At 46.5% G+C, this 13,191-nt stretch carries 15 protein-coding genes; 4 read left to right on the top strand and 11 right to left on the bottom strand.

Annotation, left to right across the window (positions count from 1 at the left end; translation table 11 throughout):
- Window positions 1-23: 23 nt before the first annotated feature.
- Window positions 24-473 carry a PNPOx family protein gene (locus KNO95_RS01895; protein ID WP_214702299.1) on the bottom strand — a complete coding sequence of 150 codons (450 nt, stop codon included), beginning with the start codon at window positions 471-473 and terminating at the stop codon, window positions 24-26.
- A 115-nt stretch (window positions 474-588) separates the two neighbouring features.
- Here KNO95_RS01895 and KNO95_RS01890 point away from each other — a divergent pair, with 115 nt between their 5' ends.
- Entirely contained in the window at window positions 589-789 is a 201-nt protein-coding gene (locus tag KNO95_RS01890; RefSeq protein WP_026826358.1) for a YlaI family protein, read from the top strand.
- 37 nt (window positions 790-826) lie between these two features.
- On the opposite strand, the gene KNO95_RS01885 is transcribed toward KNO95_RS01890, so the two are convergent.
- Together KNO95_RS01885 and typA are read right to left on the bottom strand one after the other, a co-directional pair.
- Complete coding sequence (locus KNO95_RS01885) at window positions 827-1,171, bottom strand: YlaH-like family protein (protein ID WP_051545981.1); 345 nt, start codon at window positions 1,169-1,171, stop codon at window positions 827-829.
- A gap of 85 nt (window positions 1,172-1,256) precedes the next feature.
- On the bottom strand, window positions 1,257-3,101 hold the full coding sequence (gene typA / locus KNO95_RS01880; RefSeq protein WP_026826360.1) for a translational GTPase TypA: 1,845 nt from the start codon (window positions 3,099-3,101) through the stop codon (window positions 1,257-1,259).
- 163 nt (window positions 3,102-3,264) lie between these two features.
- On the opposite strand from typA, the gene KNO95_RS01875 reads away from it, so the two are divergent.
- Window positions 3,265-3,444, top strand: a complete 180-nt coding sequence (locus KNO95_RS01875) for a DUF5325 family protein (RefSeq protein WP_026826361.1) — start codon at window positions 3,265-3,267, stop codon at window positions 3,442-3,444.
- A gap of 53 nt (window positions 3,445-3,497) precedes the next feature.
- Here KNO95_RS01875 and KNO95_RS01870 read toward each other — a convergent pair whose 3' ends face one another.
- The 3 genes from KNO95_RS01870 to KNO95_RS01860 form a co-directional block, all read right to left on the bottom strand.
- The gene (locus KNO95_RS01870; protein WP_214702300.1) at window positions 3,498-4,751 is read right to left on the bottom strand and encodes an inositol monophosphatase family protein; all 1,254 of its coding nucleotides are present in this window, start codon (window positions 4,749-4,751) and stop codon (window positions 3,498-3,500) included.
- Between the two features lie 76 nt (window positions 4,752-4,827).
- The gene (locus KNO95_RS01865) at window positions 4,828-5,016 is read right to left on the bottom strand and encodes a hypothetical protein (RefSeq protein ID WP_015881266.1); all 189 of its coding nucleotides are present in this window, start codon (window positions 5,014-5,016) and stop codon (window positions 4,828-4,830) included.
- A gap of 236 nt (window positions 5,017-5,252) precedes the next feature.
- Complete coding sequence (locus tag KNO95_RS01860) at window positions 5,253-5,519, bottom strand: UPF0223 family protein (RefSeq protein ID WP_026826363.1); 267 nt, start codon at window positions 5,517-5,519, stop codon at window positions 5,253-5,255.
- A 157-nt stretch (window positions 5,520-5,676) separates the two neighbouring features.
- Here KNO95_RS01860 and KNO95_RS01855 point away from each other — a divergent pair, with 157 nt between their 5' ends.
- On the top strand, window positions 5,677-7,158 hold the full coding sequence (locus KNO95_RS01855; RefSeq protein WP_214702301.1) for an aminotransferase class I/II-fold pyridoxal phosphate-dependent enzyme: 1,482 nt from the start codon (window positions 5,677-5,679) through the stop codon (window positions 7,156-7,158).
- A 119-nt stretch (window positions 7,159-7,277) separates the two neighbouring features.
- Here the strand turns inward: KNO95_RS01855 and KNO95_RS01850 are convergent, their stop codons facing one another.
- Window positions 7,278-7,583, bottom strand: coding sequence for a DUF3055 domain-containing protein (locus KNO95_RS01850; RefSeq protein ID WP_034771146.1), 306 nt, complete (start codon window positions 7,581-7,583; stop codon window positions 7,278-7,280).
- Between the two features lie 79 nt (window positions 7,584-7,662).
- Here KNO95_RS01850 and aac(6') point away from each other — a divergent pair, with 79 nt between their 5' ends.
- Complete coding sequence (gene aac(6') / locus KNO95_RS01845) at window positions 7,663-8,115, top strand: aminoglycoside 6'-N-acetyltransferase (protein WP_214702302.1); 453 nt, start codon at window positions 7,663-7,665, stop codon at window positions 8,113-8,115.
- Window positions 8,116-8,134: 19 nt separating this feature from the next.
- On the opposite strand, the gene lpdA is transcribed toward aac(6'), so the two are convergent.
- From lpdA to pdhA, 4 genes are all read right to left on the bottom strand, one after another.
- Window positions 8,135-9,547 carry a dihydrolipoyl dehydrogenase gene (gene lpdA, locus KNO95_RS01840; RefSeq protein ID WP_026826367.1) on the bottom strand — a complete coding sequence of 471 codons (1,413 nt, stop codon included), beginning with the start codon at window positions 9,545-9,547 and terminating at the stop codon, window positions 8,135-8,137.
- Window positions 9,548-9,551: 4 nt separating this feature from the next.
- Entirely contained in the window at window positions 9,552-10,844 is a 1,293-nt protein-coding gene (locus KNO95_RS01835; protein ID WP_026826368.1) for a dihydrolipoamide acetyltransferase family protein, read from the bottom strand.
- A gap of 78 nt (window positions 10,845-10,922) precedes the next feature.
- Window positions 10,923-11,900 carry an alpha-ketoacid dehydrogenase subunit beta gene (locus KNO95_RS01830; protein WP_026826369.1) on the bottom strand — a complete coding sequence of 326 codons (978 nt, stop codon included), beginning with the start codon at window positions 11,898-11,900 and terminating at the stop codon, window positions 10,923-10,925.
- A 3-nt stretch (window positions 11,901-11,903) separates the two neighbouring features.
- Entirely contained in the window at window positions 11,904-12,989 is a 1,086-nt protein-coding gene (gene pdhA, locus KNO95_RS01825) for a pyruvate dehydrogenase (acetyl-transferring) E1 component subunit alpha (RefSeq protein WP_026826370.1), read from the bottom strand.
- Between the last annotated feature and the right edge of the window lie 202 nt (window positions 12,990-13,191).

Below are 13,191 nucleotides of genomic sequence, written 5' to 3'. Positions count from 1 at the left end.
GCCCCTCGAATATAGGATGGTGGTCAAGAATGAAGGCTTTCTCCCACTTCACGGTCTAGCTTCTCCGCCGCACGGATATCATACGTTTTTGTGATTTCAGGCTGAGCGTAGGATGCACCATAAAACGAGATGTTCCTCACTTCTTCAACATGCCCTTCGAAAAAACGAAGGTGAAGACTCGGTTTGATCGATGGCTCAAATTCTTGGATGGATGAAAGCAAGACGTGATAAGATTGACCATCTTCGATAAAGATGAGACCTGCCGTCTTTTCAGTCGTCAAGATGGTGACGATGTGTGAGTTTTTGGTCAAAGCAAGTCGAATCGTGACAGCATCGATTGCTTGCACCCAACTGATGGCATGGCTTATTGGCCAACGCTTCGCCTCATCAAAACCGACGAGAAATGTTAACGGCATGTCATTTAACAGACGCTCTTGCGCGGATGTCAATTCAAACGTTGCCTTACTCGCCATTCAACTCCCCTCCTTTTAATCGGGTATGGTTGTATCATTCTCCCTTACCGGTTTAATTCCCTGCTTTCAACGGATGAAATCATGCTATACTCATCCTATAGAGGAAGGTGAGAAGATGCGTGTAAAATGTTCTCTTTGCGATAAAATCGAAACGATCGATTCATGGTCATTTGAAGCAAAACGATTGCGCAATAAACCGGCTAAAACGTATATGTGTCAAGAGTGTCAGGCGCGAATCAGCGAACGAACCACCGAACGCGCTGCATCTGGACAATTTAAGTTATATCCTACATTTCGTCAAAAACGAAATTGGTAATGCAAACGGGCGCCTCCGAAGAGACGCCCGTATTTTTTTATCCTTCAACTGCATCTTGACGACGGTTCCACCAGAGGCGTCCCCGATAGATGGCCAACACAATCGCCATAACGGTAAGGACTTCCGGAATTGGCCAAGTGAAAAAGACGAGTGCCATCGTCCCTGCTCCAAGTGACAGAAGAATATAGACAATGAGTGACTTCCACCACGCCAACTGTTTCGCAAAACCAAGTTTAAAAACGAGAATCGTCAGTAAAATGACAACAACGACAAGTGCATTAAAACCGACGGAAAAGTCGTTCTGGTCGCTACCGACACCTAACATCGAGGCGATCCACGGAACGTCAATCTGTGTGATATCAATTGTTTGAGAAGCTTTCAAGACAATAAGTCCCCCTTTATTTCATACACATCCATTCTACACTATTCCACATAAAAGGGAACGCCGAAGCGTTCCCTTTTACCATTTATTCTTTACCAAGTTTACGACGCTTGTCAGCTTTCTCGCGTTCGTTTTTGTTCAACACTTTCTTACGGAGACGAATTGACTCTGGCGTGATTTCGCAATATTCGTCATCGTTCAAGAATGTGAGCGACTCTTCGAGCGAGAATACGCGCGGACGTTTCAAGACTTGTGTAGAGTCTTTTGCCGAGGCACGCATGTTTGTCAACTGCTTCCCTTTAACAGCGTTGATGGCAAGGTCGACGTCACGGTTACATTCACCGATAATCATCCCTTCATATACATCCGTACCTGGCTCGATGAAGATCGTTCCACGGTCTTCAAGGGCGCCGATTGAGTAGGCTGTAGACTTACCAGGCTCGATACAAACCATGACACCGCTGCGACGACCGCCGATGTCAGCCTGGATGAACGGACGATACTCTTCGAACGTGTGGTTCAAAATCCCATATCCGCGTGTCGCAGACAAGAACTCGTTACGATAGCCGATGAGACCACGTGAAGGAACGATGAATTCCATACGTGTTTGTCCATTGTCGTTCGTGTTCATGTTTGCGAGTTCCCCTTTACGGAGACCGATTGATTCCATGACAGGTCCTGTATACTCTTCTGGAACATCGATGAGAACGCGTTCGAATGGCTCAACTTTCGTACCGTCTTCGTCTTCACGAATGATGACTTGCGGCTTAGATACTTGGAGTTCGTATCCTTCACGGCGCATGTTTTCAATCAAAATTCCGAGGTGAAGCTCTCCACGACCAGATACAACCCATTGGTCCGGTGAGTCAGTCGCTTCGACACGAAGTGAAACGTCTGTCTCGAGTTGCTTCAAGAGACGCTCTTCGATTTTACGCGCTGTGACAAAGTCCCCTTCACGTCCTGCGAACGGTGAGTTGTTCGTCATGAAGCGCATTTGAAGTGTCGGTTCATCGATACGAAGAAGCGGAAGTGCATCCTCTTTCCCAACCGGCGTGACCGTCTCCCCGACGTTGATGTCTTCCATACCGGCAACTGCAATCAAATCTCCAGCTTTCGCCTCTTCGATTTCAACGCGTTTGAGTCCGAAGTAACCGAACAATTTTGTGACGCGAAGTTGCTTGATTGACCCATCCGTCTTACAAAGTGAGACTTGTTCTCCGACATTAATTTTCCCGCGGAAGACGCGACCAACACCGATTCGACCGAGATAGTTGTCGTAGTCGAGCATTGTGACTTGGAATTGGAGCGGCTCATCCGAGTTATCGATTGGAGCCGGTGTGTTTTCAAGAATCGTGTCGAGCACGTGAGTAATGGTATCTTCTTGTTTTTCTGGATCAGGATCGAACGAACTTGAACCGCTGACAGCCGATGTGTAGACGACAGGGAATTCAAGTTGATCTTCATCTGCACCAAGGTCAATCAAGAGATCAACGACTTCGTCGACAACATCAAGCGGACGAACCATAGGCTTATCAATTTTGTTGACGACAACAATTGGACGAAGTCCTTGGTCGAGCGCTTTTTTCAAGACGAAACGAGTTTGTGGCATACAACCTTCACGCGCGTCGACGACAAGGATTACGCCGTCTACCATACGCATGATTCGTTCAACTTCGCCACCAAAGTCTGCGTGGCCTGGAGTATCGACGATGTTAATTCGTGTGTCTTTATAATCGATGGCCGTGTTTTTCGCGAGAATTGTGATTCCGCGCTCACGCTCGATATCGTTTGAGTCCATCGCACGTTCTGCGACTGCCTCGTTCGTCCGGAATGTACCAGACTGTTTCAATAATTCATCAACTAACGTTGTTTTACCGTGGTCAACGTGAGCGATGATGGCTACGTTACGAAGGTTTGTTCTTACGTTCATGTAGTTATTCCTCTCTTATTTAAAAAATTTCAACTTTTCTTCAACTTTAAGAGTATAGCACACGTCACAGTACCTTTGTCGAGTGGAATCGACTGTGAACGTTTTCATTGCATGTTTTTTATCATACAATAGGGAAGATAACAGAAAATGAGGAGGAGTCTCCATGCAGCTTATGTTTTTATTGATTGCTTTAGCCGTCGTCGCTGGATTTGTCGGTGTCGGCATCGGAGTTGCCGAAGGGAGCACCGCTATCATCTTAGGTAGTCTCGTGTTAAGTGGTGTCGCAACGTTCTTTGGCATCCAGTTACGCCGTCGCATTCTTTCAGACCGTCAATCTTCATGAAAACAAAGGTGTAGCTTTGACTCAGGTCAAAGCTACACCTTCTTCATCAAAAGTTAAATCGGACGCGTCAAACAGACGCGATCTCGAAGGAGTAATCCATCTTCTTCAATCACTTCGTATCCGTGGTTGATAAAGTAATCCCGTTCAACCGAGTCGAATCGGAAACCGGCTTGTTGATAAAAGCGAAGTTGCATGATGCTAGAGTTTCCCGTACAGACGAGGAGTTCTTTTCCGCCGAACGATGATGCCCGCTTCACTGCATCCTGTAGCATTCGCTGTCCGATTGTTTGGTTTTGGCGTTCCGGCTTCACTGCGATATTCACGAGTTCGACCCGTCCCACCTCGTGTGACACTAACATGTATGCACCCACGATTTCACCACCGAGTAACGCTTTGAACGTACGCCCTTCCTGAAATTGTTTTAGGACCATCGCTTCATTCGGATTCGCTAACACGAGAAGATCCCGGACTTCTTCATAAGACTCATGCTCCACGATGTGAAGATCTGGCTTCGCTTCGGCTGTCACCCCTTTTGCGATGACATAATGTTTGATGACATCGTTCACGAATGATTCGCTGCCTGCCAATACGGACGTTTTGCTATCATACTGAATCGGTTCACCGTATACAGAAACGACACGCCCTCCTACTTCTTCTACGAGCAGCTTCCCAGCAGCATAGTCCCACGGCATATTACGCATCGTGATGTACCCGTCAACACGCCCGGCAGCTAGCCAGGCAAGTTCAAGTGACGCGGCCCCGTGCGCCCGTGTCCCAATCGAGTCCCGTACAATCGGAGCGAGGATTTCCGGGGCGATTTGATGGTTCGGCGTAACCCACGTGGCATTCATACTTAAAAAAGCATCTCGTACTTGATGTTCATGAAGAGTCGTCAACATCCTACCGTTTAACGTCGCACCAAAACCTTTTCGAGCCATAAACATCTCATCTGCCATCACATCATACACGAATCCATACTCCACGGCTCCATCAATCATTATAGCAACCGAAATCGCAAACATTCGTTTCTGATGAATGAAATTTAACGTCCCATCAATCGGGTCAACGAACCATACCGTCCCTGTTAACGTGTCCGGTGAGTCTGTCGTCCCTTCTTCCCCCATGATTTGATGGTGTGGAAATGCTTCTTGAATACGACGAACAATCAGCTGTTCCACCGCCCGGTCAATTTCAGTGACCAAATCCCCCTTTCCGGTCTTTCGTTCCACTTCATAACTTTGATCTATCTCACGACGAATTAACTCCCCCGCCTGTTTGATTAAATCGACTGCAAACCATTCTATCATCTGTGATCACCTCAACTGTATTGTACCAAACAAAAACCAGTATCCGCTCGGAATACTGGTTGAATGTGTGTAATGGTTAGGCTTCGAGACGCAATAATTCTTGGCGGTACTTCTCTAACCGATGCTTGCTAGCCTGAACTGTGGCATCATCTTGTGACGCCATCGCATCGAAGAGGGTTGCCAATTCATAATCAATCTCTAAGCGCAGCACCGGAATCCGTTTTTCTGCGTCTTTTCTTTTGAATGCCTCAATCACTTGTTTCATAAGATGCCACACTCCTTTTGTTGGGCTACAAGTTACGGTTTAATGAGTTGAATTGAGTATATCAGATAAAATCTGAAAAAGAAAGAGAATTGTCTGACTATTTTGAATTTTTTATCTTACTGGATATATTCCCAATTTTGAGCCCATTAAACCTGAATCAGTGTTAAAGAACTGTACCCGATTTAAAAGAGAAATAACAAAAAAGTATGCCTCAAATTGCACAGGCATACTTAGACTTACAGTTTGATTCTTTTATTCGAGGACTTCATTGCCGCTTGTACGGTACGATAAGTGGAATATCCCGTCTGTTCGTCGTGAACCGCGTTCAGTTGTTTCTCCTCTGACTTAGATGTTACGATTTGTTTGAAGGTCCGATATGCGTCGAGGAAAACTTCCCGCTCGACCCCACCTTCATTCGCCTGTGCGACGACATTATAAAACTCGACGACATCAATCAATTCGTCTGTCGTCCAATCCGGATTGATTGGATAATTGATTTGCATATTGTTCACCTCGACACTCATTGTAACAACAAAAAAAACTATTGCAAGTTGAGCTAGAAATCTCTATAGTTTTTTTGTTGCTTCTTTTTTAAATCAGCATATAACGTAACGATATCTTTCATCATATAAATAAACTGTTTCCAAGGGGGATTTACGATTGAAATTAAAAGGTGCTACTCAGCTCGAAACGCCACTATTTGACACGTTGCTTGAACATGTCGACTCGAACCCGATAGCGTTCCACATTCCCGGTCATAAAAGCGGGAAAGGTATGGATCCTGAGTTTCGTGACTTTATTGGCGAAAACGCCTTAAAAATTGATTTGATTAACATCGCCCCTCTAGATGACCTCCATCATCCAAAGGCGGCAATCGCTGAAGCGGAGCGCTTAGCGGCAGAGGCGTTCCGTGCTGATGAGACCTTTTTCTCCGTACAAGGAACTTCGAGCGCAATCATGGCGATGATCATGGGCGTCGTTGGACCGAATGAAAAGATTATTGTGCCGCGAAACGTGCACAAATCGGTCATGTCTGCTCTTGTCTTAACTGGTGCTCATCCGGTCTTCATCCATCCAGAATTCGATGAGACGTACGGTATTGCGCATGGCATCACAGCTAGCGCGGTAGAACGTGCTCTCGAACTTCACCCTGATACAAAAGCTGTGCTCGTCATCAACCCGACTTATTTCGGTGTCGCCGGTGACTTAGAACGCATCGTTTCCGTCGCCCATGCGCAAGATGTTCCTGTTCTCGTCGATGAGGCACATGGGGTTCATCTCCCGTTCCACGATGAACTTCCTCTTTCAGCTATGCAAGCTGGAGCTGATGTGGCCGCTACGAGCGTACACAAACTTGGGGGCTCGATGACTGGAAGCTCCATTTTGAACGTACGTCGCGGTCTCGTTTCACCGGAACGGATCCATGCGATGCTTTCAATGATTACAACGACCTCAACGTCTTACTTGCTCCTTGCTTCTCTTGATGCTGCACGTCGACAACTCGCGACAAAAGGGCATGAGATGAACGAACGGGCATTAGATCTCGCTAGAACGTCCCGTACGGCCATCAGTCATATGCCCAACTTGTCTGTATACGGGCATGCCGAGCTTCATTCTGAATCGACTTACGCACTCGACGAGACAAAAGTGCTCGTATCGGTACGTGAACTCGGTGTGACAGGCTTTGAAGTGGAAAAATATCTTCGTGAAAAACATCGGATCGAAGTGGAGATGTCGGATTTACTGAATGTTCTCTTCATTGTCACATCAGCAGATGATGAGTCGACAATCCAGGCATTGATCGATGCGATGCACGATGTCGTCTCCGTTTATCAGAAGTCTGGGAATGACTCGTTATCAATCATGCTTCCTGAGATTCCACCACTTGCGCTTAGCCCACGTGATGCGTTTTATGAAGAAACGGAAACAATTCCACTCGAGAACGCTGTCGGACGCATTTCAGCGGAATTCATCATGGTGTACCCTCCAGGGATTCCGATTATCATCCCAGGTGAATTGATCACAACGTCGACGCTCGACTATATCATGGCCAACATCGAAGCAGGACTACCGGTTCAAGGTCTCGAAGACGAGTCGCTCCAAATGATTAAAGTCATCCAACAAACAAAAGCGATTCGTTAAACAAAAAAATGAGCCGGTCATTACGACCGGCTCATTTTTTATGTCATCTCAGAAAAGGTGGCTGTAGATGATCGAATTGCTTCCCCTGTTACCTATTATAAGAAAACGCTTACATTTTTTCAAGTATCAATTTCCTCTGATTCTTTTATTTTTTCAGCTAAACAAACCCGTAAAAATTCAGCGACGTGCGCCGTATCATTCAAGTTGATACCTAGCATCGGATATAATTGGCGCGGCTCTTCTAGCGCATGTTGATCGAGAAGGGCCGATTGTCCGGTTTGCATACATACGACCAACACTTTTCCCATAAACTGATGGGTGTACACAAACCCGAAATCATAACGTGCAGCTTCTGTTTCGATTCCAGTGAATCTTACGCGACTCGTCTCGGATACGGTATATAATAACTCCTCATCGAATGCCATCAGGATTCCCTCCCTTCTCTCTTCACAAGTATTTTCCTTTATACTATGAGTATGAAACCTAAACAAAGGAGCGTTCGACATGAAAATTGCATATGCCTCACAATCAGATCAAACCGCACTCGTTCAATTGATGCATCAGTTATGGCCTGACGCACCGATTGACGAACTCCAGATGGAGGTCAAGCTCGGTCTCACTTCAAAGAAGATGCATTATTTCATCGCATCCTCCGACACGGGAGGATCCATCGGTTTCTGTCAACTCAGTTTCCGGTATGATTATGTGCCCGGTTCGTCTGCATCCCCGACTGCCTACGTGGAAGGTGTCTATGTCATCGAATCAGCACGACATCAAAGTGTTGCATCGCATTTGATTGAGGCTGCCTCTACCTTTGCCACACGTAACGGGTGTATCGAACTGGCTTCGGATACCGAACTTGAAAATAAAGACAGCCAACAGTTTCACAAAAAAATTGGATTCAAGGAAGTCGAACGCATCGTCACCTATATAAAAAACCTCTCTCACGAATCGTGAGAGAGGTTCATTGCCGTTATTATTTTACAACGTGGATTGGCATCCCCATTGCGATTTCAGCAGCTTCCATTGCCATCTCACCGAGTGATGGGTGAGCGTGGATTGTAAGCGCGATATCTTCAGCAGTCATACCAGCTTCAATTGCAAGACCAAGCTCAGCAATCATATCTGATGCGCCAGTACCCGCAATTTGAGCACCGATCAAGAGACCGTCCTCTTTGCGTGTGATAAGCTTCATGAAGCCGTCTGGCTCGTCAAGTGCGAGTGCACGACCGTTCGCTGCGAATGGGAATTTCGAAACTGTGATTTCGAGTCCTTCTTCTTTTGCGAGTGGTTCTGTGTAACCGACAGTTGCGAGTTCAGGATCAGTGAAGACGACTGCAGGGATTGCAGAGTAGTCGAGGTAAGCTGGCTTACCTGCAGCTGCTTCTGCTGCAATCTTCGCTTCGTAAGAAGCTTTGTGTGCAAGTGGTGGTCCAGGAACGATATCACCGATTGCGTAGATGTTTTCGTTCGATGTTTTACACTGGTCATCGATTTCAATGATGCCACGGTCGCTAATTTTCACTTCCGCGTTTTCAAGACCGATGTCGCCTGTGTTTGGACGACGACCAACTGTGACGAGGACATAGTCCGCTTCAACAGATTGCTCTTCACCGTTTACTTCAAACTTAACGGTTACGCCGTCTTCCGTTTCTTCAACACCTTTAGCAAGTGCATTCGTGTGGATTGTGACGTTTCCTTTTTGTTTGAGTTTCTTCTTAACGATTTGCGTCATTTGTGGTTCGAAACCAGACAAAATGTCGCTAGCGCCTTCTACAACGACGACTTCTGTATCGAAGTTAGCGTATGCAGTTCCAAGCTCCATACCGATGTATCCACCGCCGATAACGACGAGTTTTTTCGGTACTTCAGGAAGTGCCAATGCACCAGTTGAAGAAAGGACGCGTTTTGACCATTTGAACGATGGGATCTCGATTGGTGTAGAACCAGTCGCGATAATCGCTTTTTTGAATTTGTAAGGAGTCGAGCTATCTTCTGTGATGACACGAACTGTGTCTTCAGAAGCGAAGAACGCTTCACCTTGAAGGATTTCAATCTTGTTTCCTTTAAGGAGACCTTTGACACCGCCAGTCAATTTGTTAACAACTGACTGTTTCCAGTCTTGAACTTTTGTGAAGTCCACTGACACGTTGTCAGACGAGATCCCCATTGAATCGTGTCCTTTAGCGTGTTGGAAGTTGTGTCCAGCTGTGATTAACGCTTTCGACGGGATACATCCTACGTTCAAGCAGACACCACCGAAGTTGCCTTTCTCAACGATCGTTACTTTCATTCCGAGCTGTGCGCCACGGATTGCGGCAACGTATCCACCAGGACCGGCACCGATGACAAGCAAATCAGTTTCTTGTGCGAATTCTCCTACTACCATGTTCTTATCCCTCCATCATTAGAAGTGCTGGGTCTTCGAGCAAGCGTTTCACCATGTTAAGAGCGTTTTGTGCAGTCGCACCGTCGATGAGGCGGTGGTCAAAGCTGAATGAAAGTGCAAGGACTGGCGCGGCAACGATTTCACCGTTCTTCACGACAGCTTTCTCAGCGATCCGGCCGATACCGAGAATCGCAACTTCTGGGTGGTTGATGACAGGCGTGAACCATTGTCCACCGGCTGAACCGATGTTTGTGATTGTGATTGATCCGCCTTTCATGTCGTCCCCAGCGAGCTTGCCTTCACGAGCTTTACCCGCAAGTTCGTTAATGTTTGTAGCAAGTGAATAGATTGATTTACGGTCTGCATCTTTAACGACTGGTACAACGAGTCCGTTGTCTGTGTCAGCTGCGATCCCGATGTTGTAGTAGTTTTTGTAAACGATTTCTTCGTTCACGTCATCGATTGAAGCGTTGATTGTTGGGAATGCTTTCGCTGCAGCAGTCAATGCTTTCACGACGAATGGCAAGTATGTGAGTTTCACACCTTGGTCAGCCGCGACTTGTTTGAAGTCTTTACGGAGTGCGACGAGTTTTGTAACGTCGACTTCGTCCATGAGTGTAACGTGTGGTGCAGTGTGTTTCGAGTTAACCATTGCTTTCGAGATAGCTTTACGGATTCCACGGATTTTCTCACGTGTTTCAAGCTCTGGAGTCGCTGACTCGTAAGGCTTGATTTCCGTTTTTGCAGCTGCTGCCGGTGCTACAGAATCTGTTTTTTCTGTTGTAGCTTCTGCAGACGGTGCTTCACCGTTCGCGAATGCATCGATGTCTTCTTTCATGACACGACCGTTGTCGCCAGAACCGCTCACTTCACGGATATCTACACCTTTTTCACGTGCATATTTACGGACAGATGGCATTGCGATGACACGCTCAGATTTGTGAAGTTGAACGTCGCGTGGCGCGTCTTCTTTCACTTCTTCTTTTACGTCTTCTGTTTTCTCTTCTGCTTTCGGTTGTTCAGGAGTCTCTTCTTCTTCTCCTGCTGGTGCGTCGCCTTCGATGTCAAATGTAACGAGGACGTCACCGACTACGGCAACTGTACCTTCAGAAACTTTAACCTCTTTGACTGTGCCGTCGACTGGAGCCGGGATTTCAACGACTGCTTTGTCGTTTTGTACTTCCAAGAGAACATCATCCTCTTTGACCGTATCCCCTGCTTTTACGAACCACTTGACGATTTCACCTTCGTGAATACCTTCACCGATATCTGGTAATTTAAATTCAAATACTGCCACTGGTTTTTCCTCCCATCAATTCATCATGTAAACACGATAAGGGAGACAAATCTCCCTCATCGTTTATTCGACACGATCTTAGAAGTTCACAACTTCTTTAACTTTTGCAACGACATCTTTATGGTCAGGCAACCACATGTCTTCACCTTGTGCGAATGCGAAGACTGTGTCTGGTGCAGTCACTCGAAGAACTGGTGCTTCGAGGTGAAGAATTGCGCGCTCTTGAATTTCAGTTACAACGTTTGCTGCGATTCCTGCTTGACGTTGAGCCTCTTGAACGACGATCGCACGACCTGTTTTCTTAACAGACTCTACGATTGTCTCAATATCAAGCGGGCTCACTGTCATGAGGTCGATGACTTCAACGTTGATGTTTTCTTTTTCAAGCTCTTCCGCTGCTTTAAGTGAAGTGTGAACCATCGCACCGTAAGTGATGATTGAAACGTCTGTCCCTTCACGTTTCACATCTGCTTTACCGAGTTCGATTGTGTAATCACCTTCAGGCACTTCGCCACGGAATGAACGATACAATTTCATGTGCTCGAGGAACACAACCGGGTCGTTGTCGCGGATTGACGCGATCAACAAACCTTTTGCATCGTAAGGAGTTGATGGAATAACGACTTTTAGACCTGGTGACTGAGCCATTAAACCTTCAAGACTGTCCGCGTGAAGCTCAGGTGTCTTAACGCCACCACCGAATGGTGAACGAATTGTAATCGGTTGGCTGTAAGCGCCACCCGAGCGGTAACGCATACGTGCCATTTGAGCTGCGATTGAGTCGAAAACTTCGAATACGAATCCGAAGAATTGAACTTCCATGATTGGACGGAATCCAGTAAGACCTAGACCGATTGCAAGACCACCAATCCCTGATTCAGCGAGTGGCGTGTCAAAGACACGGTCTTCGCCGAGCTCGTCTTGGAGACCTTCCGTCGCACGGAATACCCCACCGTTTTTACCAACGTCTTCTCCAAAGAGAAGTACTTTCTCGTCGCGTTTCATTTCAACGCGCATCGCATCAGTAATCGCTTGGATCATTGTCATTTGAGCCATAACTTACTTCGACTCCTTTGCAGTATATTCTTCAAGCTGTTCTTTCAAGTTTGAAGGAAGTTCTTCATACATGTTGTTGATGAAGTCCGAAACTTTTTGTTTTGGTTCTTTGTCAGCTTGGCTGATTGCTTCTTTCACATCTGCCTTCGCTTGCTCGATCACTTCGTTCTCCATATCCTCGTTCCAAAGCTTCTTGTTCTCAAGGAAGAGACGGAAACGAACAAGCGGATCTTTTTCTTGATACTCAGTATCGAGTTCTTTTGTACGGTAACGTGTTGGGTCATCCCCAGCAAGCGTATGTGGTCCGTAACGGTATGTGAGTGACTCGATGAGTGTAGGTGTTCCTTCGAGTGCGTCTACACGAGCTTGTTGTGTCGCTGCAAGCACTGCAAGAATGTCCATTCCGTCTACTTGGATTCCGTTGATTCCAGCTGCAACAGCTTTTTGCGCGATCGTCTTAGCTGCCGTCTGCTTCTCAACTGGCGTCGAAATAGCGAAGCGGTTGTTTTGAACGACAAAGATTGCTGGTGATTTGAATGCACCTGCAAAGTTCAATCCTTCGTAGAAGTCACCTTGTGATGACCCGCCGTCACCGGTGTAAGTAATGGCGACATTTTTGTTGCCGTTGCGTTTGAGACCCATTGCCACACCCGCAGTTTGAACGATTTGTGCACCGATGATGATTTGTGGCATCAATACGTTGACACCTTCAGGGATGCGGTTTCCTGCCACGTGTCCACGTGAGAACAAGAATGCTTGATAGAGCGGAAGTCCGTGGAATACGAGTTGTGGAATATCACGGTATCCTGGAAGAATCCAGTCCTCTTTGTCGAGCGCATATTGCGTCCCGATCATCGTCGCTTCTTGACCTGCCACTGGCGCGTAGAATCCTAGGCGTCCTTGACGGTTAAGTGAGATGGCGCGTTGGTCCCAGATTCGAGTATAGACCATGCGGCGCATGAGCTCCTGAAGTTGCTCGTCCGTTAAGTCAGGCATTGCGTCTTGGTTGACGACCTCACCCTTCTCGTCGAGAATACGGAACGTTTGGAAATTTTCTTCCACGTTTTGAAGTACCTGAACGTTGTTCATTCGTTTCACCTCATCCTTTCAACTATGAGACAATTGTCTTTTTTGTGATCAAACACTATCTCAAATCTTACGTGTATCTGTCCAAAAAAGCAATCTGTATTAACGTGATTCAGGAAAGTTATTCTATCCTGCCGTTTCCTTGTTAGTATAAAACGGGTTGTTACAATAACGCAAAAAATATGCTCACTAAAATAAACCGCTT

It is taken from the genome of Exiguobacterium sp. ERU653 (assembly GCF_018617775.1).
GTDB classification, from domain to species: domain Bacteria; phylum Bacillota; class Bacilli; order Exiguobacteriales; family Exiguobacteriaceae; genus Exiguobacterium; species Exiguobacterium marinum.
This window is presented reverse-complemented; position numbering and strand designations above follow the sequence as displayed.

Bases quoted from the DNA above. Each gene is read 5' to 3' on its own strand.
- pdhA (WP_026826370.1), bottom strand. From the start codon at position 12,989: ATGAACAACGTTCAGGTACTTCAAAACGTGGAAGAAAATTTCCAAACG.
- typA (WP_026826360.1), bottom strand. From the start codon at position 3,101: ATGAACGTAAGAACAAACCTTCGTAACGTAGCCATCATCGCTCACGTT.
- KNO95_RS01830 (WP_026826369.1), bottom strand. From the start codon at position 11,900: ATGGCTCAAATGACAATGATCCAAGCGATTACTGATGCGATGCGCGTT.
- lpdA (WP_026826367.1), bottom strand. From the start codon at position 9,547: ATGGTAGTAGGAGAATTCGCACAAGAAACTGATTTGCTTGTCATCGGT.
- KNO95_RS01875 (WP_026826361.1), top strand. From the start codon at position 3,265: ATGCAGCTTATGTTTTTATTGATTGCTTTAGCCGTCGTCGCTGGATTT.
- KNO95_RS01860 (WP_026826363.1), bottom strand. From the start codon at position 5,519: ATGCAAATCAATTATCCAATCAATCCGGATTGGACGACAGACGAATTG.
- KNO95_RS01865 (WP_015881266.1), bottom strand. From the start codon at position 5,016: ATGAAACAAGTGATTGAGGCATTCAAAAGAAAAGACGCAGAAAAACGG.
- KNO95_RS01850 (WP_034771146.1), bottom strand. From the start codon at position 7,583: ATGGCATTCGATGAGGAGTTATTATATACCGTATCCGAGACGAGTCGC.
- KNO95_RS01895 (WP_214702299.1), bottom strand. From the start codon at position 473: ATGGCGAGTAAGGCAACGTTTGAATTGACATCCGCGCAAGAGCGTCTG.
- KNO95_RS01870 (WP_214702300.1), bottom strand. From the start codon at position 4,751: ATGATAGAATGGTTTGCAGTCGATTTAATCAAACAGGCGGGGGAGTTA.
- KNO95_RS01890 (WP_026826358.1), top strand. From the start codon at position 589: ATGCGTGTAAAATGTTCTCTTTGCGATAAAATCGAAACGATCGATTCA.